Annotated in this window: 20 protein-coding genes and 1 tRNA gene; 6 read left to right on the top strand and 15 right to left on the bottom strand. The window is 57.8% G+C overall.

The window, feature by feature from the left end:
• Positions 1 to 21: 21 nt before the first annotated feature.
• The 8 genes from VM554_13965 to VM554_13930 form a co-directional block, all read right to left on the bottom strand.
• Positions 22 to 2,634, bottom strand: a complete 2,613-nt coding sequence (locus tag VM554_13965; GenBank protein HVJ09480.1) for an AsmA family protein — start codon at positions 2,632 to 2,634, stop codon at positions 22 to 24.
• Positions 2,635 to 2,645: 11 nt separating this feature from the next.
• Entirely contained in the window at positions 2,646 to 3,422 is a 777-nt protein-coding gene (lepB, locus tag VM554_13960) for a signal peptidase I (GenBank protein HVJ09479.1), read from the bottom strand.
• A 67-nt stretch (positions 3,423 to 3,489) separates the two neighbouring features.
• The gene (gene lepB / locus VM554_13955) at positions 3,490 to 4,323 is read right to left on the bottom strand and encodes a signal peptidase I (GenBank protein HVJ09478.1); all 834 of its coding nucleotides are present in this window, start codon (positions 4,321 to 4,323) and stop codon (positions 3,490 to 3,492) included.
• Positions 4,324 to 4,328: 5 nt separating this feature from the next.
• Positions 4,329 to 5,150, bottom strand: a complete 822-nt coding sequence (gene rnc, locus VM554_13950; protein ID HVJ09477.1) for a ribonuclease III — start codon at positions 5,148 to 5,150, stop codon at positions 4,329 to 4,331.
• A 100-nt stretch (positions 5,151 to 5,250) separates the two neighbouring features.
• A complete protein-coding gene (locus tag VM554_13945; protein HVJ09476.1) occupies positions 5,251 to 7,113 on the bottom strand; it encodes a hypothetical protein in 1,863 nt (620 codons plus the stop codon).
• 74 nt (positions 7,114 to 7,187) lie between these two features.
• Positions 7,188 to 7,868 carry a zf-HC2 domain-containing protein gene (locus VM554_13940; GenBank protein ID HVJ09475.1) on the bottom strand — a complete coding sequence of 227 codons (681 nt, stop codon included), beginning with the start codon at positions 7,866 to 7,868 and terminating at the stop codon, positions 7,188 to 7,190.
• Complete coding sequence (locus VM554_13935) at positions 7,865 to 8,575, bottom strand: sigma-70 family RNA polymerase sigma factor (protein HVJ09474.1); 711 nt, start codon at positions 8,573 to 8,575, stop codon at positions 7,865 to 7,867. The genes VM554_13940 and VM554_13935 overlap by 4 nt, the downstream gene beginning before the upstream one ends.
• A 233-nt stretch (positions 8,576 to 8,808) precedes the next feature.
• Positions 8,809 to 9,501 (bottom strand): hypothetical protein, encoded by a 693-nt coding sequence (locus VM554_13930; GenBank protein ID HVJ09473.1) that lies wholly within the window; start codon positions 9,499 to 9,501, stop codon positions 8,809 to 8,811.
• Positions 9,502 to 9,632: 131 nt separating this feature from the next.
• On the opposite strand from VM554_13930, the gene VM554_13925 reads away from it, so the two are divergent.
• Positions 9,633 to 9,708 (top strand) — tRNA-Ala (locus tag VM554_13925).
• Positions 9,709 to 9,771: 63 nt separating this feature from the next.
• Here the strand turns inward: VM554_13925 and VM554_13920 are convergent.
• Both VM554_13920 and VM554_13915 read right to left on the bottom strand, forming a co-directional pair.
• Entirely contained in the window at positions 9,772 to 11,085 is a 1,314-nt protein-coding gene (locus VM554_13920) for a site-specific integrase (protein HVJ09472.1), read from the bottom strand.
• Between the two features lie 47 nt (positions 11,086 to 11,132).
• Positions 11,133 to 11,369: a helix-turn-helix domain-containing protein gene (locus VM554_13915; protein ID HVJ09471.1), complete on the bottom strand. Its 237-nt coding sequence runs from the start codon at positions 11,367 to 11,369 to the stop codon at positions 11,133 to 11,135.
• A gap of 282 nt (positions 11,370 to 11,651) precedes the next feature.
• On the opposite strand from VM554_13915, the gene VM554_13910 reads away from it, so the two are divergent.
• Positions 11,652 to 12,587 (top strand): LysR family transcriptional regulator, encoded by a 936-nt coding sequence (locus VM554_13910; GenBank protein ID HVJ09470.1) that lies wholly within the window; start codon positions 11,652 to 11,654, stop codon positions 12,585 to 12,587.
• 312 nt (positions 12,588 to 12,899) lie between these two features.
• On the opposite strand, the gene VM554_13905 is transcribed toward VM554_13910, so the two are convergent.
• Positions 12,900 to 13,568 (bottom strand): TetR/AcrR family transcriptional regulator, encoded by a 669-nt coding sequence (locus tag VM554_13905; GenBank protein ID HVJ09469.1) that lies wholly within the window; start codon positions 13,566 to 13,568, stop codon positions 12,900 to 12,902.
• 65 nt (positions 13,569 to 13,633) lie between these two features.
• On the opposite strand from VM554_13905, the gene VM554_13900 reads away from it, so the two are divergent.
• The 4 genes from VM554_13900 to VM554_13885 are packed head-to-tail and all read left to right on the top strand — an operon-like array spanning position 13,634 to position 16,503.
• A complete protein-coding gene (locus tag VM554_13900; protein HVJ09468.1) occupies positions 13,634 to 14,386 on the top strand; it encodes a glucose 1-dehydrogenase in 753 nt (250 codons plus the stop codon).
• Between the two features lies 1 nt (position 14,387).
• Positions 14,388 to 15,620 carry an MFS transporter gene (locus VM554_13895; GenBank protein HVJ09467.1) on the top strand — a complete coding sequence of 411 codons (1,233 nt, stop codon included), beginning with the start codon at positions 14,388 to 14,390 and terminating at the stop codon, positions 15,618 to 15,620.
• On the top strand, positions 15,595 to 16,041 hold the full coding sequence (locus VM554_13890) for a nuclear transport factor 2 family protein (GenBank protein ID HVJ09466.1): 447 nt from the start codon (positions 15,595 to 15,597) through the stop codon (positions 16,039 to 16,041). The genes VM554_13895 and VM554_13890 overlap by 26 nt, the downstream gene beginning before the upstream one ends.
• Positions 16,042 to 16,077: 36 nt before the next feature.
• A complete protein-coding gene (locus VM554_13885; GenBank protein HVJ09465.1) occupies positions 16,078 to 16,503 on the top strand; it encodes a nuclear transport factor 2 family protein in 426 nt (141 codons plus the stop codon).
• A 294-nt stretch (positions 16,504 to 16,797) separates the two neighbouring features.
• Here VM554_13885 and VM554_13880 read toward each other — a convergent pair whose 3' ends face one another.
• The 4 genes from VM554_13880 to VM554_13865 all read right to left on the bottom strand — a co-directional run bounded on the left by VM554_13880 (position 16,798) and on the right by VM554_13865 (position 20,839).
• A complete protein-coding gene (locus VM554_13880) occupies positions 16,798 to 17,139 on the bottom strand; it encodes a hypothetical protein (protein ID HVJ09464.1) in 342 nt (113 codons plus the stop codon).
• Between the two features lie 537 nt (positions 17,140 to 17,676).
• Positions 17,677 to 19,299 carry a ParB/RepB/Spo0J family partition protein gene (locus VM554_13875; GenBank protein ID HVJ09463.1) on the bottom strand — a complete coding sequence of 541 codons (1,623 nt, stop codon included), beginning with the start codon at positions 19,297 to 19,299 and terminating at the stop codon, positions 17,677 to 17,679.
• Positions 19,300 to 19,385: 86 nt separating this feature from the next.
• Complete coding sequence (locus tag VM554_13870) at positions 19,386 to 19,802, bottom strand: hypothetical protein (protein HVJ09462.1); 417 nt, start codon at positions 19,800 to 19,802, stop codon at positions 19,386 to 19,388.
• The gene (locus VM554_13865) at positions 19,802 to 20,839 is read right to left on the bottom strand and encodes an ArdC family protein (protein HVJ09461.1); all 1,038 of its coding nucleotides are present in this window, start codon (positions 20,837 to 20,839) and stop codon (positions 19,802 to 19,804) included. Before VM554_13865 ends, VM554_13870 begins: the two co-directional genes overlap by 1 nt.
• Positions 20,840 to 21,018 lie beyond the last annotated feature (179 nt).

Below are 21,018 nucleotides of genomic sequence, written 5' to 3'. Positions count from 1 at the left end.
AAGGACTGGTTCGGCTAGCTTTTAGGGACTGGTCCGGCTGGAGTGCTTCACCGGCTTGGCGGCTGTTGGCTCGAGGACGGGCTTCTGGAGTGTGCCCGTTACGAGGCTGGTCGAGCCGTCCTCGCTAAGGCTTAATTTCAGCGCCCGATCAAAGGAAATGCTTCCACTGGCCGCGACGGACTGGCCTCCGCGCGTGAGTGTGCTGTGCTCGATCGTGAGCTGCTGGTTCGCGATGGCGCCTTCAGCCTGAAAACGATCAAAGCGGGAGAGCGGCGAGCTGCCGTCGGCGAAGAAGGAGCCGCGCGTCCAATCCCAGCGATAGCTGCCTCTGGCCGAGGACTCAAACTCATTGTCGGTATATCCGGTGACGTCGAAATGGGTGTTGAGGCTGAGCGTGCCGCTCCCCCATTTCTCGTGGAAGAGAGGCGCGATCTCGGCGGCATTGGTCCTGGTGAGTTCGACATCGGCCGCGTAGTGAGGCTTGCCGCCGGTTGCGTCGAGTGCTCCGCTGGCATGCAGAGTGCCTCCCAGCGCATGCCCATCGAGAGACGAGATCTGTACATGGTTGCCGTCAATGACGAGCGTCGCACGGACATCGTGGACCGCCATTTCAGAGAGCGTGAGCGTACCCGCTTCGACCGTACCCTTCATCGCTGGCCAGGGAAGGGATGTGCGGCCATCGATGCGGGCCAGCAGATCCTTGAGCTTCCCTTCGCGCTCGCTACCACCCAGCAGGGCGGCTTCAACGTGGGTAGCGTCCAGGGCGGGGAAGCGCAGAGCGAACTCGGCGCCACAGCCCTTCTCCAGATGGCATGGAATGCGATAGCGAAGAGCACCCTCTCCGCTGATTCCGGCATAGGTAAAGGAGAATGGTGTCCACGACACCTGATCTTCGCTGAAGGTAGCCGTGGCTGAGGCCACATCCACCGGCGCTGGCAGAAAACCGGAAGCGATGCGCGCGTTGCGGAGCTGAAGCGTGCCCTCGGCGGTATCGACCGCCACGGGGTGATCCACATCGCTGACCGGCACCAGCCATGGGCCGTGAATCGTCAGGTCGATTGCGGCCTCCCCTTGCCGTGCCAGCGGTGCAAGCGCGGAGGCCAGGAATCCGAAATTCTTTCCAATGGCTGTCAGGTCCTTGATGGGGGCTTCTCCGGCAAGGTGAAAGGAGAAATTCTTTGCGGTGAAGCGGCCATCGGCCATCAAGGGCGAGGCGCCCGTTCCTGTCAGCGCGAACGGCTTCAACAGGAGAGCCGGCTCAAGAACGGCCGGTGCTGCCGCTTGCAGCTTACGGTGGCCGCGATGCGCCGGGTGCGGCTCCTCAACCGGCTTGCCGTCGGTTGTTGCCAGCTTTATCTGCGGAATGAGTAGCGGCTTTTCCAGATCGGGCATCGCCAGCTCGAGCGCATTCACCGTAGCGGAGCCATCCAGGATCGCGTCGGCATAGCCTTCCTGGGGACCGAAGCGAAAGTCGCCGTCGACGGTGCCGCGCGCGCGCAGGCTGGGAGCAAAGTCGCTACGGATGGAGCGAATCGACTCCAGCAAGGCGGAGACCGGAACCTTCTCCATGTGAAGCTGCACGTCGGGCTGCGGCTGTGTGGAAAGAGCGTGGACGGACCCGGCGAGCATCAATTTTCCGTTGCCGATGGGTGAGGTGCAGGCCAGGCCTTCGAGCGAGCTGGTGCCGTCAAGGTAGCTGCCCTGGCAGGTTGCGTCCATGTCCAGCGGCTCCAGCGGCGCAAATTCAAGGCGGTGCACGCCATTGGCGCGGATTCTCGCCTTGATCTGTGCATTGGCCGCGGTGCCTGTAATGTCTGCGCGAACGTCAAGATCGCCGCGCCAGCCCATATCTCGGCCAGCCAGCAGGCGGCTGAGTTGGCCCAGCGGAGCCTTGACCCATTCGGCATGGAGCACCATCCCCACCTGTTGCAGCTCCGTCGCGCGGTGGAAGGTTCCGTCCATGCGGACAAGGCCGGTATCGGAGAGTGCGAGGTCGAGATCGGTGCGAACCGGCTGCGCCTCGAATCTCAATCTCCATTGCCCCGGCTGATCGAGCCAAATAGAGACGTCGGCATTCAAAAAGGACAGGGGCTGCTTTTCGTAGCCCTGTTTAAAGTTGATCCGCGCATTCCTGGCCGCGATGTATGGGAAGCGCAGGGTTGCGCCAGGGCGGCTCTGCACGGTGGGAGCGATCTCGCTCTGCGAAGCCTTGACGAGGATTGAGTCAAAGTTCCAGTGGCCCTGGCCATCGCGCGCGAGGTTCAGGCTCGGCTCATCGAAGCTGATGCGACCGATCTCCAGCCGTCCGCGCCACAAGGAGGAGAGCCGGATGGACGCGATCACATTGGCGGAGCGCAGCATCGGCTCGTCTCCGAATGCGGGGTCTTCCTCTACCTCGAAGTCGGAGATCTCAAAGCCTGGCACTGGCAAAAGGTGCAGGCGGACGGTGGACATGTGTACCGGTCTGCCGATACTGGAGCTGATGCTGGTGGCGATGCGGCGCTTGTAGCGGCTGATATTGAAGAGTGGAGGCAGCACTACCGCCGCGATCAGCAGGACGATCGAAATCAGCAGCAGCCATTTGGCCCACGATGGCTTTGCAGCAAGCGGGGAGGCGCTAGATCCGGAGTCCAAGTCGTTCCTTCCTAGCGCACGATGTGCAGGGTTCGACTCCAGCGCGTCTGGTCGAAGAAGTGGAGAACCATGTGGCCGATAAAGCTGATTCGGTCGCCCGCGCTTTGTTTATTAATCTGGTCGCTCGGTGTAATGAAGGACCAGTAGACGAACAGTGGTCTGCCGACGATATTCGCCCGGGGAACGAAGCCCCAGTAGCGGCTATCGAGGCTGACCGTGCGATTGTCTCCCATGGCAAAGTATTGTCCCGCAGGCACCACCAGATCCTCGCCCTGAATATGTTCCGGCAAGTCCAGCGCCCAGCTGGCGGTTACGTCACTGCCTTCTCCCGGCTTGATGGCGGGGAAGTCGTCGCGATAGGGGTAGTAGTCAACATCGCTCGGCTTGGCGGCCTGCGGCTCGTTCTGCTCCTGCCCGTTCAGATACACGATGCCGTTGCGCAGGTGAATACGGTCGCCCGGGATACCCACCACGCGCTTTACCAGGTACAGATCCGGTTCCCCGGGCTTGAAGAACACAATGATGTCGCCGCGCCTGACATTGCGATAGTGGGCGAGCGGCATCCAGTTGGAAGGCGGCGCCAGTGCAATCCGGTCAACCAGCACGTGATCGCCAATCAGCAGGGTCTTCTCCATCGAGGAGGAAGGGATTTCAAAATTCTGGAAGATGAAGGTGAGCACGAATAAGCCAATCACCAGAACGCTGCAGATAGAGGCGAGTGCCTCGAAAGGAGTCTCCTCTACTGGCTTGATCGATTGGCTGCTCTGTTCCGCCGGGGTTTGGTCCATCGTCTCCTGCAACGTTTCTCTCGCAAAGGATTGCAATGCCTTGGATTCTGCTGCCAGGGAAAATGCTTTAACGCACAACCCGGAACATTCTGTTCCAGCGGGCAAAACTTACGACGTCCTTTGCCGGAACTTTCCCGTGTCCAAGTCTATCATCCTGCATTGCTTCGGTTGCCGACGGACGGCGCAGCGAAAAGTAGATCACGAATGGCCTGCCGACGATGTTCTGCATGGGCACGAATCCCCAGTACCGGCTGTCGCGGCTATGGTCGCGATTGTCTCCGAGAACGAAGTAGGAGTCCTGCGGGACGATAAGCTCTCCGTTGCGTACGTCCTTGCGCATCTGCATCCACCAGTGCGTATCCACGCCGGGATCGGTATAGATCTGCGCGGGGAACTGGTCGCGGAAGCTATCGTGGCTTATGTCTTCAAAGACCGCATACGGCTCCGAGACCGGTGCGCCGTTGACGAACAACTGTCCGTGGTCGAGGTGGATTCGATCCCCCGGAAGACCCGCGACCCGCTTGACCACGTGATCGCTGGGATCGAGCGGGAAGTGGAAGACGACGATATCCCCGCGGTGTACCTGCTGATAGGGCAGCACCTCTCCCCAGTGGCCATTCGGCCCGTAGATGGCCTTGTTCACCAGCAGAAAGTCGCCTACGAGTAGGGTCTTTTCCATCGACTCGGACGGGATGCGGAAGGGCTGGACCACGAACGTGAGTAAAAAGAGTGCAATGACAATGATGCCCATCAGGGAGGCAAAGGTCTCCAGCGGGCTGGGGAAGATGATCTCAGGTTGAGGCGGAAGCGGCACAGGCGCGACCGTGCCTGCGACCGTGGGCGTCTCGGTCTGCGCGGGGGAGTAGGAGTCCGGAAACTCGGATGACTGCTGCTCGCTCAAAACTTCTATATCTCCGACGCTGGGTTTAGGGCCTCGGTCTGCTGGCGCAATCGTTCAAAAGCGCGCCGCGCAGCTTCTTGCTCGGCCTTCTTTTTCGTCGATCCGATGCCACGCGCAAGCGCCTTGCTGCGAACCGGCTGGTCAGCAAGCCGAACCTCTACCAGGAAGCGTTTGCGATGGTCGGGACCGCTTTCACCCTTGACCACGTACTCCGGCGTCCCGCTCTTCTGTGCCTGCAGCAGCTCCTGCAGAGCGGATTTGTGGTCGCCGATGACTCCGTCGCCGCGCAGCTTCTGGCGCAACTCCCCGCAGAATGGCCCAACTACGGTGCGCTCCACGAAGTTTGCTGCAGCTTCCAACCCGCCGTCCAGATAGAGTGCACCCATCAGGGCTTCCATGCAATTGGCCAGCAGGGCTGTTTTTTTTCTGCCTCCGCTGCGTTCTTCGCCCTTGCCCAGCAGAATGTAGTTGCCGAGTTGGAGCGAGGCTCCGATCTGGCCCAAGTGCCTGCGGCTGACCAGATTCGCGCGTAAGCGGGTCAACTCGCCTTCGTTCAGCTCCGGATAGCGTGAGTATAGGGAGGTCGCTACCAGTAAACCGAGAACGGCATCTCCCAGAAACTCCAGTTGCTCGTTGTCTGAGGCCCCGCCGCTCTCGCTGTCTTGCTTTGCTCCGCTCTCGCGGTCTTTCTTTATTTTGGATGCCTTGCCGGCATCGTGGGCCTGTTCGGCGGCATTTTCATATGCCAGGGAGCTATGGGTCAGGGCCAGCGTCAGCAGAGGTTTCCTGTGGAAGGTATACCCCAAAAGCTCTTCGACCTTTGCCAAACCCTCCATGTTTCTTCCCTTTGCTTACTTTAGACGATTTTTCTTTTTGCTGCGGCATCGCAGTATGTTGCAGGCAGCCGCAGCAATGGTAGCTAAGGGTTTACGGTTTTGCGGCGACTGGAGCGGCATCGTTGCCGGCAGGCTTGTGCTGGGGGACAGCCCAGGGCTCCTTCAGTCCTTTTTCGGCTGCCAGGCGGGTATCGGCCTGGCCATCCCGTACCGTCAATGCCGCCTTGTACTCCTCTACCGCATCCTCACGACGATCGTTAATGTCATAGATCCTGCCGAGATAGATGTGCGACCACGCCAGCATGCGCGGTTCCTTGGAGACACGGATGGTCTCCTCGAATCGATCGACAGCGTCCTGTGTATTGCGGTTGAGAATCGCGCACCGGGCGAGGATAAAGTTGGCTCGCGCGGCGTCGCTGGTGTGTTGCGCAAGAGCTTTCTGCGCGAGGTCCGCCGCTGCGGCAGTGTCGCCCTTGATCAACTTCAGCTCGGCCAGGTCAAGTCCGCGAAGTTGCCTCGGGCTCCGGCGGAGGACATCCTGCGATCCCTCCTGCGCAAACTCGATGTTCTTGATGCGGCGGATCTGGGTATCGACATCCATTCCATAGACCATCTCGCCGATGCTGTCCTTCAGACTGGCCGGATCATTTTCGAAGGATTTGAGCGCGTCGTAAAAGTAGTTCGTAAGCACGTAGCCATGGGACATGGATTCCCGCACACTCTGCTGGCGGATAGCCTCGGTCTTCTGCTGGTATTGCGTGCGTTCGCGATCGACGCGTTCGAGGTCACTGCGACGTACATTGGCGGGAACCTTGTATTCCGGGATGCCCGTGTCCATGGTACGGGCCTCAATGGCGCGCACCAGGCACTCCACCACAAGCGACACGATATCGCTGCGGAAGACATAATCCAGCGGCGCCTCACGAACCGTTTTGAGGATAGGGAGAAGGCGATCGGTGGAGGACGCTCGCGAGAAGAGCAGCGGCTCAATTTCGTAATGCAGGTAGGCGTGGCGCACGTCCGTCATCCGTATCTTCCCATTGACGGGCGAGGCCACGACCAGATAATCCGATGCATAGATGCGAGCATTGATGTCGCCAGGAGCCAGCATCGGCTCCAGAACCACGAGAAAACGCCTCCCATCGTACGTACTGGTCGGCATCTTCAGATAGACATTGGTCGCCAGAATCATCTTGGTCAGGGGATCGTGGAGCTGGGCAACCTGCTCTTCATAAGCATTCCGGTTTGCGGCCCAGACAACGTGCAGACCCACTGTATTGGCAAAGCTCCGCAGTAACGGCAGAACCTCGAGAATCTGGGTTGAATCCGGCGGCAGCTCCGGCAGATCCACGCTCGGCGCCAGTTCGGGTGGCGGCGTCAGGTACAGGGCAAGGGAGATATATTGCGCCAGATCGCGGCTGCTGCTGGAAAGCTTGTGTTGCGAGATATAGGCACAGAGGCCATCGCGTGCTGTGCGCGCCTCTTCCGAGGTCTGGAGCACCGCGTCCATCTGCTGCCGTACCCGGAGACGAATGGGGTCGGAGCTTTCCAGTTCGTCGTCGTAACCGCAGGCGTTCAACCCGGCTGCCACCGTAAACAGAGCTTCGCTGACTTGCAGGCTGATAGTGGGTCCGGCGCGGTCAACCAGGGCTGGTGCCTTCTCCTGCCCAGGCCTCGACGAGGAAGAGGAACTTTGGGCCGGCGTATCAGCCGGTTCTCCCGTGTCCACGGCAGGTCCGTTCGAGGAGGACGAGGAAGCGCCCTCAGGATGAGCCGGAGCCTGTTGTGCAAGGGTCGGCACTGCGGTCGGCACGGCAAGCAGGGTGGCGACGCAGAGGGATGCTGCGCATCGCACCACGCAATCCGCCATGGGGCGGATCTGCGCCACGGGGCGGAGCCACGGATGCAACAACAATCGCACGGGATGAAAAGCCGAAAGTAAGCGAAACTGCATAGACGTATGTGGAAACCACTTCAGTCTATGCAGTGCGCAGGCACGGGTCAAACGCGCTATCGGATGAGACAGCGTTAACCGCGAACATCCACTCCGGCAAAGGAGAGCACTACCACGCCACGTACCGGCTCTCCAAAGACCCGCGCCGGCTCAAAGACGCTGAACAGCAGCAGGCTCGACAGAGCCGAACGGGTCGCAGGATCCTGAGGGCCGGAGACGATGTGGAAGTCGTAGACACGGCCCGCGCCATTGACGTAAGCCTCAACCACAACGGGGTTGTCGCGCTCTCCGATGTGCGTAGTCGCATCCTGGCTGGCGGTGTAGAGGAAGCGTGGAGCAGTTGCCATTCCCAGAGGTTCGTCGCGAGCCTCTACGGGTTCTGGCGTAGCAAACATGCCAACCAGCAGGGCAACGGTGCCCAGCAAAAGGACGGTACTCGCAAATCCAGCCGATGCCTGCAGAAGGAATGGGGCGATGCTGTTCTCCCATGCCAGTTGGAGCCGTGCCAGATCGCGCTTTGGAGTCTTGGCCCGCTCCTGCGAGATGGCAACACGCAGCCGCAGCGCAAGGTCGGCCGGGGCCTTTGCCGGTCCAATCTGGGCAAGAACCGACTGGGTATAACGCCACTCGTTGAATTCCCTGGAGCAGTCAGCGCAGCTTTGCAAGTGCGATGCGATCTGCTGCATTTCCTTGCCGGTGGTCATTCCATCCAGGTAACTCGAGAACTGCGCACGAACGGATCCGCATACATTCATCGGGCGGCCTCCTCTGTGCAAGAGGCCATGGAAATCGCCCCTGGCGCGGTACGAACTGGACGTTGAGCCGCCGCCGCGGCAAAGGTTGCCAAACGTGCTTTCAGATGGGCGCGTCCCCGCATCAGCCGTGATTTGACGGTGCCGAGGTTGATGTCGAGAATCTCGGCGATCTCTTCATACCCAAAGCCCTCGATGTCGCGCAGAATTACGACCGTGCGGTAGGGATCGGGTACATGCCGCAACTCCTCTTCCACGCGGGTTCGAATCTCCTGCTGGGCGGCTAGATCAAAGGGAGATTCGCGCTCATCAATCAGAGTCTCCTTGAGAGCGATGGGCGATCCATCACATTGTTCGCTTACTTCGGATTCAATGGTGACCTCGTGCCTCTGATGACGGCACCACCATCTTTTCTGGTTGGAGGCTTCATGAATTGCGATGCGATAAATCCAGGTGCGCAGGCTGGCTTCGCCGTGAAAACTCTTAATACCGCGGAAAACCTTGAGGAAGACTTCCTGCGTTAGATCAGAGGCGTCTGCCGGGTTCAGAATCGTGCGCGCAATCAGCGAGTAGATGGGCTGATGATACGTTGCAATCAGCCACGCATAGGCTTCTTCCGAACCGGCTTGCAGTTCAGAGACGAGTACAACTTCTTCCTGACGGATTCCTATAACACTCGCAAGGTTCCCCACAGCAGTTCCCGCTTGCATGTAGATTTTCCTCCACAGTAACAGGAAGTACGAGTGTTGTGCTCTCAGAACCTTTTCACCGGGGCCAAATATTTTCACGGAATCGGAGAAATGGAGTTCAGGAGCCTCTACATACTTAGACACCAGTGACCGCATGCAATGTTCCCTGAATTTTCGCCCCCGCTGTGGATAAGTAGACCTAAAATGCTGAAGGCGCTCAAGATACGAGCGCCTTCCATCTGCACCGCAATTATTTAGTACGTGGGTGGAGGGGCGGGAGAGGCGGTCGCCGCAGGTTTCTTCTTTCTTTTCTTTGTAGTGGCTGACGGACCATCGCTGACAACAACCTTTTTCGCTGGAGCCTGTGCGGCTGCCAACTGCGAAGCCAGTTGAGCGGAGGATGCTCGGAGTCGCACGACCTCCGTGTCCCGAGCCGAGGCCGCGTCGAAGATCTGGTTTCCCAGGGTCTTCCGCGCGCCCTCCAATCGCCTTAATTCGTTGTCCAGTGCGGCTGCTTCCTGCGGCGGTGCTGCCAGCGTGGCCGTCTCCGAGACGCGCAGCAAGACGTCATAGACGGCTCCCAGGTTGCGATAGATGGCGAAAGCGGGAGCTACGGTGTTGGGAGCAGCCTTGGCCTGATCGAGCAATCCGGGCAGCGTTGCCCGCAGATTTCTCTGGATCGAGGTGAGGTCGCCCTGCGCCTGCCCTTTGACCTCGTTTGGAGCCTTCCACTTTGTTACGTTGATGGCCGAGAGGGTCTGGGCAAGTTGTTCGGCAACCGGGCCGACATCCTCGGTTGTAATGGCGGTCGGGGTTGTCGCCGCTGCTGGCGAGGGAGCAGTCTGTGCGGCATTCTGCTGGGCCTGTGCGACAACGCCCAGCGAGAGCGCCAGGGCCAACGTGAAGAACGGGAAACGGAGACCAATGCGGTCCAAAGAGAAGTTCATGTTCTTTTCTAGGATGCGTTTCAAATCACTAGTGCCCATCGCCTTGCCGGATTTTGGCAAAGGCGCCTCTCGTGAACGTTTGACGAATTCCGTCTAGTCAACGAGAATACTGGAAGTATCCCCCACTGAGTGGGCCTGTGGCGCAGCTGGGAGCGCGCTTCCATGGCATGGAAGAGGTCATCGGTTCGATCCCGATCAGGTCCACCAATTCTCTCAACAACTTAGCGGATTCCATTTCTTCCAGCTTGGCAGCATTTTGGCAGCAAATTTTCAACGGCCTGCAAAAACTGCTTTGCTCTTTCCCTTTTCTACAGCAGCTTGCCGTACCGGCTTCCTCGTACTGAAGCTCAGAACCTTGGCCCTCTTCACAGACGGTCTTGAAGGTCCCGGTCCCCCATCGCCAGTCCCGCCGCCTTTCCGCGTCAGTTCCTGGTGAATGGAGTTCACCGTCGCCCGTACACCCTCTGGAAGTTCCTGCATATAGACATCCGTCGTTGTGGCCGTTCGCGAGTGGCGCAACACTCCCTGCACATCCTTTATGTCGCCTTTCTTCCGCGCCAATGTGGCAACCGTGCGCCGAATCACCTGGAATGTCAGTTTCGGCAACTCCAGTTCCTGGGCGAACCTGTGCAGTACGCGCTTCCGGTAGTTGCCCGAATCGATGAACCCGCCGTTACGTCCCGGAAAGATGAACCCCTCGGGATCATCTGCGGTAGGTCCATGCCAATGCTTCTTTCGCCGCTGCTCCTCCCGGCACTGCTCACGCCATGCCTGGAGTTCCTCCGCTAAGTCGGAGGCAATCGGGATCGTCGTCAGACTTCCCTTGGTCTTGCCCCAAGAACGAATCTTCCCTTTGTAGGTGGTTTCTTCAATCTTGATCGAGGAAGCTGACGCATCGAAGCACTTCCACTTCAGCCCGAACAATTCACTGGGCCGGAGCGCATTGGTCATTTCGAGTTCAAGCAAAATCTGGTCACGGCGTTCGAGCCTGGACAAGACAGCCCGCAACTGATCCCAGCTCAGCACGGTCTTGTCGGTCTCTTTCAGATGCGCCGGAACCTTGATCGTACGTGCTGGGTCTTTTCCGATGAAATCCTGGTCAACAGCTTCGGCAAAGATGGCCTGCATATACGCCCGGACTTGCAACACGCGGTCACGCGAACGGGTTTGAGCCAGCCGATTGAGATGCGTCTGCAGAGAGAATTTGTCGATGTTTTCAAGGCGCGCGTCCCCGAAAGTATCGACGAGATCAGCTTGAATCAGGTGTTTTTTCACCTTGGCCGTCTCCTCTCTCCAGTCCGCCTCTTTCACTGGCAGGTAGCGGTTGTTGACGAACCACTCGAAAGTGACCGAGCCGTTAACAACGGATTGATCGCCTACCGATTGGCCGCCAAGTTTGGCAATCTCGCGCTCCAGTTTCTCCCTGGCCTCGTACTTCGACATCTCTGGTTTCTGCCCAAGGATGACCTGCACGACATTGAGTTTCGATTGCTTCGTTTCAGGGTCCAACTCCGTTCTGCGGAAGTATCCATACCACTTCTTGCCGCGAAGACGGACCCATCCTTTCTGGTGTGAGATTCCCATTTATTCCTCGGATTTCTGTGTGGGGGAATAAGCGGGCCATCTCCATTTTACCGGTGTTTGCGCCGTAAATGAGAGGCCCGTTCCCGCTCTTTCAGGAATTCTTCGATCCCGCTTGCGCGATAGCGCAGGGCACCGTCGCTCATACGGATAACCGGTAAATAAGGCAGTCTCCGCGAGGAGTGATCCCAGACCCAATCCTTGCTGACCTTCAGCATGAGGGCGACCTCCTCGGCGGTCAGCAGCAGTTCGACTGCCTCTTGCATCGTTGTTGACATGGACCCCATAAAGGCGACCTCCATTGACCTCTGTGTGGCACTGAAATCTGCCGCGCTTTACGAGCGTGGGTGCTCGCATTGGCTACGAACAGATTGGTCGGCGACCGAATAATCGTCCAATGAAAAGTAGGAAACGCGTTAGGCGCGCCAGTCATAACGAGCGCTTTGGAACAATTTTGTGCAACTCGGTTTTCCGGAACTGCATCGAACGGTAATCTCAGCATCTGCGCATAGCGCGCGGAAACTGAGGTACTTGCCGTCCTGCCTTGGCCCCCATCTTGGAGGATTGCGATGGTGCTACCTGAAATCCGATTGCTTCAGGCCGCGATAGTTTTAGCGGAAGAACTCAACTTCTCCCGTGCAGCCGAACGGCTGCGCATCGATCAATCGACACTGAGCAAGCGAATCATGGAATTAGAAAGCCTGGTCGGGTCACGCCTGTTCAATCGCAATCACCAACTTGTCGAATTGACCGACGCCGGTCGCCATTTTGTGCAAGAAGCGCGCAATGCGCTGCTTCACGCTGAACGCGCTGTTTTGAGCGCCACGGCGGCATCGCGCGGAGCCGAAGAGGTTCTCAATCTCGGGAAGTCGGCTTACACCGATCCGTTTCTGGTTACGACCCTCCAGTCGATTCAGCTTCCTCTCTATCCTGGCCTGAAAGTGAAACTGTGGAGTAACTATTCGCAAGAACTCGCACGCATGGTTGCAACAGGGAAATTGGACATGGCATTGGTTACTGCCATTCCAGACACGCCTACTCTCAGCTTCCTAACAGTCGCGGAAGTTCCACTCTACATTGCCCTGTCCCAAGAGGACTCCCTTGCGGAGCGCAAAGAACTGCGCTTGGAAGATTTACAAGCCTGCGAGTGGATTCTCCTCGCGTCCTATGTCAACCCGCATGTTTTCGAGATGATCCAAAAAGCTGCTTCCGAAAAAGGGATTACTGCTTCGGACCTGCATTACGTCATGACCGCAGAGGAAGCGTCGGAACTGGTGCTGGCGCATAGGGGATTGGCATTCCTGCCCCGCGATGCAGCTTGGCGAATTGCGTCCGAGAGCGTTACGATGCGGCCACTCGTGGAGGATCGACTAAGACTTGTTACCCGCCTTGCGACGCGATCTGACAACAAGACCCGGCTCGTAAGCGAATTTGTCCGCGCTGCAGGACGCAAGTTGAAGACCACCCTTCCATCTCAGCAAGGCCGCTTGCCTCTAGCTGGATGAACCGATGTCAGATGAACTGTCCTTGTTTCCTGTAGAGTCTTTGATCTCACGTATGACGATATTCAACGGACCATCGAGGCCACATTTCGGACAATGGTAGATGCCGGAGGTAATTGCTCTACCTACGTATTCTTCTCTCCGGAACGCACTTCCGCAATGCAAACACACATGAAAATGATTAAGTTTTGGATCGTGTTCATCTGAATTGCTCACGGCTATACTCCTTTTTCCTCCTCTAATGGCAGGAGCGCGCCACGGGCGATCCCTGTCTTTTCGCCATTCTCTGTGTTTCGAGCCTCATAATCACTCCAATCAGCTACCGCTGGTCAAGTGGTTCCACACGCTCATAGAAGTGTTCACGACCTCTGTCAAAGTCTTGCGTGAACCGCCGTCCCTTGCCTGAATGGATAGGCCGTGAAGTACGGTTGTGTAAAAAGCGGCGATTGCTTTGATCGGCGCGTTTTTGGCTATGTCCCCCTCACGTTGACCACGCCGTAGACGAGCCTCAATGTCTACGCGGGTCTGTTTTCGCAAAGAAGACAGATAATCCTGTATACTTCTGTTCTCCGCCGTGCAATTGATTGTGCTCAGAACTAGAAGACAGCCGCGCGGCGTGTTGTTGGCCGTGAACATATCGACTCCATCTTGGAGCATGGCGTGGATTGCATCGCGCGTGGACAGGTCACTGGCGAGTGCGCGCGCCGTTGCAACTCCGTCGGTTTTCAAGTAGAGAGTGACAACCTCACGAAACAATTCCTCTTTATTGCCGTACGCAGCATAAAGACTCGCTTGATTGATTCCAAGGGCTGCTCGAAGGTCTGCCATGGAGGTAGCTTCATAGCCCAGGGACCAGAAGACCTGCATCGCCTTCCTCAAGCCTTGCTCCCGATCGAATTCACGCGGCCGACCGCGCCCACGATTTGCCGTTTGATTATCGGTATTAGTGGATCGTTCAGTCTGTAAATTTGCTTTTTCGCTCATGCCTGTGTCAGATTATAGATCAAGTAGTCTATAAATCGCATCAACAAATGCGCGGGGGTTTCAAATTGGGCAAACTAACAGGTAGGATTGCTGTCGTTACGGGCGCTTCCAAGGGGATTGGAGCATCCATAGCCGAGCATCTGGCGGCGGAGGGCGCCGCGATCATAGTCAATTATGCGAGCAGCCGGAGCGACGCAGAGGCCGTAGTTGCGCGCATCGTCGCTCAAGGTGGACAAGCTATCACGGTTCAGGCGGACGTGTCCAAGCAGGACGAGATAGGAAGGCTATTCTCTGAGACGAAGCGGATATACGGAAAGCTCGACATTCTGATCAACAACGCGGGTATCTACGAGTACCAACCGCTGGGAGCAATCACGCCCCAACACTTTCACAAGCAGTTCGACTTGAACGTTCTGGGCCTTCTGCTTACGACGCAAGAGGCAGTGAAGTCGATGGGAACTCAGGGAGGATCTATTGTCAACGTTAGCTCGATCGTAGGGCGGATGCCGTTACCAAAGGCTTCCGTCTACAGCGCAACCAAAGCCGCCGTTGACGCCATTACAGTCTCGCTCGCGACGGAATTGGGTCCCAAGCGCATCCGGGTGAACTCCATAAACCCGGGCATGGTAGAAACCGAAGGATTGCACAGCGCCGGCTTCGCGGGCGGAGATTTCCAAAGGCAGATCGAAGCGTCGACGCCACTGGGGCGCATCGCCCGTCCGGAAGATATCGCAACTGCAGCAGTGTTTCTAGCTTTAGATGATGCGGGGTGGGTTACCGGACAAACGCTCATTCTGGCCGGCGGAGCGCGTCACTGACATGACCGCTAAAGGGCAAACCGACTCACAGCCGGTCGCTGGACTGCTTGCGCTGGCCATGACAGGGTTCATAGCGATTCTCACCGAAACCATGCCAGCCGGGCTTTTGCCACAGATTGGCGCAGGGTTGCATGTATCACCCGCACTGGCTGGTCAGATGGTGAGTCTCTATGCTGTCGGCTCACTCGTCGCGGCTATTCCCGTTACAGCGGCTCTGCAAGGTTGGCGGCGACGTCCTAGGTTACTGCTCGCGGTGCTTGGATTCCTGATCTTCAACACTATCACCGCCCTATCTTCAAGCTACCCCTTGACGCTCGTCTCACGTTTTCTAGCTGGCGTCGCCGCTGGCCTTGGATGGGGGATTATTCCCGGCTATGCGCGCCTCATGGCTTCGGGTGAGAACAAGGGGAGAAGCATGGCGATTGCAATGGTGGGAACACCCCTTGCGCTCGCACTTGGAGTGCCTGCGGGCACATTCGTCGGCAAACTCGTGACCTGGCGTACAACGTTCTTGATCATGTCGTGCCTCGCGCTTGTTCTGATTTTCTGGATATTGCTAAAGGTACCCAACTATTCGGGTCGGACTGAGGAAAAGGAGCTTTCGGTCGGGCAGGTAATTCTCACCCCTGGTGTTCGACCTATCCTGGCTGTCATCTTCTTTTGGATGGTTGCTCACAACATTCTCTACACCTATGCCTCTCAGTTTGTGGCTCAGGCAAACCTTGGAAGTCATATCGATGTCGTGCTTTTGGTCTTCGGGATGACTTCTCTCGCGGGCATTTGGATCATCGGTTTACTCGTCGACCGCTGGTTGCGACCGCTCGTTTTGCTGAGCATTGGTGGTTTTATGATGGCATCGCTGTGTGTTGGCATCGCAGGACGAATTCCTATTGTCGTGTATGCATCGGTAACCCTTTGGGGGCTCACATTCGGAGGCGCCGCAACTCTGCTTCAGACAGCACTGGCAGATGCGGCGGGAGATGGCGTCGATCTTGCGCAAGCATTGAACACGACCACCTGGAATCTTGCTATCGCTGGAGGAGGGATGATTGGAGGTGCTCTGATCGCAACAGCGGGCGTCGATTCGTTTGCGTGGGTATCACTCGCACTCTTAACCATCGCTCTCTTGCTCGCCTGGAAGGCAAAGGCGAACGGATTTCCAGTTTCTGCTTCCAACAACACCGCCATGACAATCGAAAGGACCAAAGATGAACGTGCAATCATTCCCGATTGAATTAACACCAAAGGAAGTTCTGCTTCGCTTTTATGAGGCTGAAGCAAACTACATGAGGGCCTTTGCAGAGAACGGCACAGCCAGCTTTGAAGAGATGAAAAAGACCATGGCCCCCGACGTAGTGCTGCATCAGTCACCAGACCTTCCCTTCGGGGGAGAGTACATCGGCCACGGAGGATATGAGCAATGGGCAATGGCGATGAGATCGATCTTCGATAGGCTTGAGGTTACAGAGCGGGAGTTCTTCGAGCAGGGCGAGAAGATCATCGTGATATGCCGCTTCATCACCCGTTCCCGGATCAATGGCTCTGTTCAAGACTTTCCCATGGCACAGGCTGTAACTGTTCGCGATGGAAAAATCATCGATTTTCGTCCGTTCTACTGGAATGTTCCTGCATATGTCGCTGCCACTGAGCGATAAGCACTCGACCAGAACCTATCCGAAGGAGGATTTGCTATGAACATCCAAGTGCATCAACCTGCGCTCGCGACCCTGGCACAATTTTACGAGGCAGAGACTGCTTACCTTGCCTCGGAAGCCAGAGACTTTTCAGAAATCGCGGTTACGCTTGATCCGGAGTGCGTCATCTACCAGCCAGCATCCCTACCTTACGGCGGAGAGTGGCGAGGGCACAGTGGCTTCGAAGCATGGATGAAGGCCTTCGCGCAGCAGTGGTCTTCTTTGGAGGTTAAGGATGCGGAACTCTACCCCAACGGCGACGTCATCGTGAGCAAGTCACACGTCTATGCCGTCGCTAAAACCACAGGACATGCCGTGGACTGGCCACTGTTGCAGTTTTTCAGGATGCGCCAGAAGAAAATCATCGAATTGCGCCCCTTCTATTGGGATACCGCTGCCCTGCTTGCGGCACTCACTCACTAACCTCGGACTCTGTGTATCGGCGCACCACGTCTGCCAGTTCCTGCCGGCGTGCTGGCGTGTCCTTCTTCCTGTGGGCCATAGATAGTGGTGACAGGAATAGGCAGCTTTTTGCAAGGCTTCGGCATTCACTTGGGGCTCACTTGCGCTTAGTCTGAACAAGGAAGTGAGGTGGATAAGGAATGGCCCCAAAAAGCTCGCAGAACTCTTCAGGAAAAATCGCCATAGTGACAGGAGGAAGCCGCGGTATAGGCCGGTGATGCCGCTGCCCGCGCGTTAGCTCTAGTCTGACTGGAATCAGCGCGAGCTGTTGCCCTGGTCCGCACAGTCGGTCGAACAGGCCAGTTCACGTTGCATATCGAGCTGCGCCAGCCGGGCGGTAAGTGTCTTCGTGATGTGCGAATATACCTCGCGGGCGCTTTCCAGGTGACTCGCATCAAGGCTGGCGTCGGCTCTCGACAAGATCCGTCGGGCCAGTTTGTCCCACTCCGTGAACCAGCTTTCGAAATCACCCTCCTCAATGCGTCCGGCTGTAGCCATCATTTCCCCGATGTCTGCACCTCCGTAGCAGGTGAAGCCCAGGTTGCGAACGAATTCGAATTCGAATGCAAATGACTCATCTTTGAATGCAACTTTCATAATCCTCTCCGGACGGCGACGAAATATCCCTCGACCGTCATTCCTAACCCGTTTTGTCCTTGGAAGATAGTGAGCCGAAGACTGTCCGGCCAAGCCTGCTTCGGGCTGTGGTGATAGCCCCAAACGCCTAACTCCTGGTCGAGCCCGATTCCGAAGTTGCGTCCAGCACGCTCACCGGGTTCCAGTAGTCCTTCCAGTAACTGATCTGGCCATTGCGGAAGGTGAGTAATCTCCTTGCTTGTCGACGGGCTAGTCCTAGCGTACAACTTGCGTGATACCAGGATCACGGTAACCGCATGGACAAGGATCTGCGATGGTTATCAATGAGCGCAATTCTCGCCCAAGGCGTTTAGCGAAATGACGCGGGACGGAATCTTCTATTTGATATGGGATAGTAGCGATCACTTATGCCCGTCGGGAGGGCGAGAGAAGGCGCTCCCGCTGATGCGGGAGTCACGAAAAGGGCGGGCAAGACGGGCAGGCACAAGAATGCGGAGCCGGTCTTCTGGCCCCGCACAGTACATCTTGATTGGGTTGTTACGCCGCCGCTCTTTTCGCGGTCTTTGCTGGTGCCTTCGCAGGTGGCTTGGGCGCAGCCTTCTTCGCGGTTTTAGCTTTTTCCTTGGCGGCGAACTCCTGCTTGACCGTGGCCGTGATTGCGGCCACGTCCACCTTGTAAACCTCGGCGGCTTCGCGCAGAACGTGCGCTGCGTTCCCACGTGAGGCTGTGAGCAAGATGACTGCCTCGACCATGGCGCGGCCCAACGTGCCCTCGTCAGCGCGGCGAAGAAAGGCCGCGAACAGCTTGCCGATGGAGTCGTTGTCTTTGGCCTTCTTGATGCCGTGCTGCTTGGCAAGGATTGAGGCGCGGTTTTCGTCCAGCAGGTTTACCAGACGTTCCGCCACAAACAGCAGGTCGCGTTTCATCAACCGCACCGGGACCGCTGCGCTGATCGCAGAGAGAACGCGCAAGCCGGTTGCGTTGGCGATAGCTTCTTCCCTGCGCCGCTTCTCCTGCTCTGCCTTCCACTGCGCATCGCTGCCACCCCCCGCGCTGGTTTGCTTTTTCGGGTGATGAACGGGGCAGGCGGGATTGGCGCACACCTTCTGGATAGTGCCCACGCCGCTGCCTTCGGTGATGATGGCGTCAGCGGTGAACTTGCACACCTTGAACTCGGGACGCTTCGCCTCGTCCTTCGACTCTGGCTTGTCGTCACGAATCGCAGTGTACTTGTTGCGGGGCAGAACCGGGCTGCCTTCCTTCTGCCCGCCGTAGGCCGTGCTGATCTGTACAAGCTGCGGTTTGGCGGCAACGGTCTTTGCTACGTGCGCCGCGAGTTTTGCGTTGTAGCAGCCGGGGTCGGTGCAACGGTCCCCCTGTCTGCCGAGGTCATCGCCAAACAGGAGTTTGTTGTGTCCGGTGCGCTTCCGGCAATCGGCGCAACTGCCCGCCGTGAGCACAAGCTGCGCATCGCGCTTGTCAAAGGGCGCGTCTTTCAAAACAAGCAATACGTTCGACTCAATCCAGAATTGCAGGTTGCGCACAGGCAGAAGAACCCGAGCCGGTTTCTGCGTGCCGTTGTAGACTTCCTTGAAGCAAGCCGAAAGTGCCTGCGGTTGTTCATTGGCTGGCAATTTCGCAAGTAACAGCGCGTGGCCCACGCCGATTTCGTTGGCATAGAAGGCATCGACCGCTGCGGGAACAAGGTCAACCAATTTCAACCTCGAAGCCACGAAAGACGGTTGTTTGCCCACACGGGCGGCTATCTGTTCGATGGAGTATTTCGGTTCCTCCAACGCTAGAAGCCGGGCGAACCCTTCGGCCTCTTCCATCGGGTGAATTTCAGCGCGAATTAAATTCTCAACCAATTGTGCGGCCAAGGCTTCGGCATCGGAGAGGTTGACAATCCGCACTGGCACAGTAACAAGTTCGGCCATTTGCGCGGCGCGGTAACGCCGCGCACCCGCTACGATCTCGAAGCCGTTTTCGGTGAGTGGGCGAACGAGCAAGGGTGACAACACGCCCTGGCTACGAATGCTGGCGGTCAGTTCTTTCAGGGCCGCATCGTCAAAGGCGTGGCGCGGATTGCTCTTCGATTCGTTGAGTTGCGACAGCGGAACGTCGCGGTACTCGGTGGCATTGATAACTGTCGTTTCCATTGCGATAAGCTCCTTTCGAGCGGTTGAAGAGTGAAGGCGCGCGGAGCGGAGACATATCGGGCCGGTTCCGCTCCGCAGGGAGCGGACTAGCCACGAATCGACTTGTCCGTAAAGGCTTCGAGAAAGCCTTGATCGCGGATGTTTTTGTCCCACAGCCGGGCAAAGGCTTCGTGTTCTTCGTACAGGTCGGGAACGAAAACGTAATTCGCTCCGTCCCGATAGCGGGAGAACTGCTCGACTCCCATGTAGTCGTTGCGGTAGTAGTAGGCAGAGAGCACCTGACTGCACAGCGGTTTCGACAACTCGAAACACATCTCCGGGGCGCGCATCAGGTCGCCGTTCTGCTCGCCGTAGTGCGCAATGGAGATTGCGGGCAGATTCAACGGCCCCGGCTCCGGCACGGCTTCAATGACCAAAGCCATGTAAGGTGGGTTCTCGATTTTCAGGTAGAGCGCGGGCCGGTAGCCTCCGGCCCGCTCAAGGATGCGGAGAATGGTTTGCATTACGCCACCTCCGCAATGACTTCGGTTTGCTGGCGGGAGCGCCGCGCCCGCTTGGGTTCGGACGCTGGCTCCGCTATTGCCTCCGTTTGCGAAAACTCCGTGGGTGCATCCTGCGTACCGGATGCCTCCACGGTAACTGCGCCGAGAATGACAGCAGAGGTCCGCTGCACGACTTCAAGGCTTTCGGCCAAGAGCGCCGCATTGCCCGCGTACATCTGGATGTAATCGCTTGACGCCTTGCCCATCTCAAGGCCGATAGCCTGGCCCACGATGAAAGCAACGGCTTCGGCTTCCGTCTCGCGCACGGTGGCGGTGGTCATGGTGCGCCGCTCAGTCTTGTGCAAAAGCTCGTGCGCTAACTCATGGACCAAAGTCACGAACTCTTCGGCCTTCGACTGGCCCGGCAGAATGGCAATCTTTCCGCCATAGCTGACGCCGAGAGCGGGCGCGATGTTCTCGTTGTAGTCGAGCGCGATGTTCTGCGAATCGAGAAACGCAATGAGCCGGTCCCGGTGCTCGCCCACTTCGCCGGTGATATTGTGGTCGAACTCCGGCAGGTCCGCGCCTTCGGTCTGCGCCACATCGAAGACGTACACTGCGCGAAAGCCAATCAGCGCGGGCGCGGGCTTGGTGTTGTCGTCCTGCGCTTGGTTCCGGTCGGCGTCGTCCCTCCTGCGCCGGTAGCCAACCATCGGGGCGAGAATCTGGATACCTTTCTCACCCTTCTTGACGAACCGGCCTAGCTCCTTCCATGCGCCGTACCCTGCTACGCGCGTAGCTGTCGGGCGCTGTCTGGCGATGGCGAGAATGTTTCCGAAGCTGTACGAATGGAAGCGGGCCATTGCGCTGAGATAAGCTGCAAGGGTTTCGCTGTGTCCGGCCTCAAGCTGCTGCATGAGGTAGTCCACGGCCTGCTTGATGAGTTGCTGCGTGGGGTTGTCGCGCTGCGTGGTGCGCTGCTGATAGGGGGACTGGCTGCGCAGCGCCGCATTTTCACTGTGCGGCGCGGTGGTGGTGCTGCTGTTGGTGTAAGGCATACTGTTCGTTCTCCTGTTGCTGCCCGCTGCGGGGCGGAATTTGAAGGAGGGCGTCTGCCTCAACCAAATTTTTTTCGTTGAGTGCCCCCGCTTCATGTCTTGTGCGGCGGGCAGGGGCGAGGCGGGTTCCGTCAAGGGCGCGGCTTTTCGCGTTCATCGCAGCGCAGCGGAGACCCTTG

This window comes from Acidisarcina sp., from assembly GCA_035539175.1.
Lineage (GTDB): Bacteria > Acidobacteriota > Terriglobia > Terriglobales > Acidobacteriaceae > JANXZS01.
Note: the sequence above shows the minus strand (reverse complement) of the source record. Positions and strands in the feature narration are given on the sequence as shown.

Bases quoted from the DNA above. Each gene is read 5' to 3' on its own strand.
- lepB (HVJ09479.1), bottom strand. From the start codon at position 3,422: ATGGACCAAACCCCGGCGGAACAGAGCAGCCAATCGATCAAGCCAGTA.
- VM554_13945 (HVJ09476.1), bottom strand. From the start codon at position 7,113: ATGCAGTTTCGCTTACTTTCGGCTTTTCATCCCGTGCGATTGTTGTTG.
- VM554_13940 (HVJ09475.1), bottom strand. From the start codon at position 7,868: ATGAATGTATGCGGATCCGTTCGTGCGCAGTTCTCGAGTTACCTGGAT.
- VM554_13935 (HVJ09474.1), bottom strand. From the start codon at position 8,575: ATGCAAGCGGGAACTGCTGTGGGGAACCTTGCGAGTGTTATAGGAATC.
- VM554_13930 (HVJ09473.1), bottom strand. From the start codon at position 9,501: ATGAACTTCTCTTTGGACCGCATTGGTCTCCGTTTCCCGTTCTTCACG.
- VM554_13920 (HVJ09472.1), bottom strand. From the start codon at position 11,085: ATGGGAATCTCACACCAGAAAGGATGGGTCCGTCTTCGCGGCAAGAAG.
- VM554_13915 (HVJ09471.1), bottom strand. From the start codon at position 11,369: ATGGGGTCCATGTCAACAACGATGCAAGAGGCAGTCGAACTGCTGCTG.
- VM554_13910 (HVJ09470.1), top strand. From the start codon at position 11,652: ATGGTGCTACCTGAAATCCGATTGCTTCAGGCCGCGATAGTTTTAGCG.
- VM554_13905 (HVJ09469.1), bottom strand. From the start codon at position 13,568: ATGAGCGAAAAAGCAAATTTACAGACTGAACGATCCACTAATACCGAT.
- VM554_13895 (HVJ09467.1), top strand. From the start codon at position 14,388: ATGACCGCTAAAGGGCAAACCGACTCACAGCCGGTCGCTGGACTGCTT.
- VM554_13890 (HVJ09466.1), top strand. From the start codon at position 15,595: ATGAACGTGCAATCATTCCCGATTGAATTAACACCAAAGGAAGTTCTG.
- VM554_13885 (HVJ09465.1), top strand. From the start codon at position 16,078: ATGAACATCCAAGTGCATCAACCTGCGCTCGCGACCCTGGCACAATTT.
- VM554_13880 (HVJ09464.1), bottom strand. From the start codon at position 17,139: ATGAAAGTTGCATTCAAAGATGAGTCATTTGCATTCGAATTCGAATTC.
- VM554_13875 (HVJ09463.1), bottom strand. From the start codon at position 19,299: ATGGAAACGACAGTTATCAATGCCACCGAGTACCGCGACGTTCCGCTG.
- VM554_13870 (HVJ09462.1), bottom strand. From the start codon at position 19,802: ATGCAAACCATTCTCCGCATCCTTGAGCGGGCCGGAGGCTACCGGCCC.
- VM554_13865 (HVJ09461.1), bottom strand. From the start codon at position 20,839: ATGCCTTACACCAACAGCAGCACCACCACCGCGCCGCACAGTGAAAAT.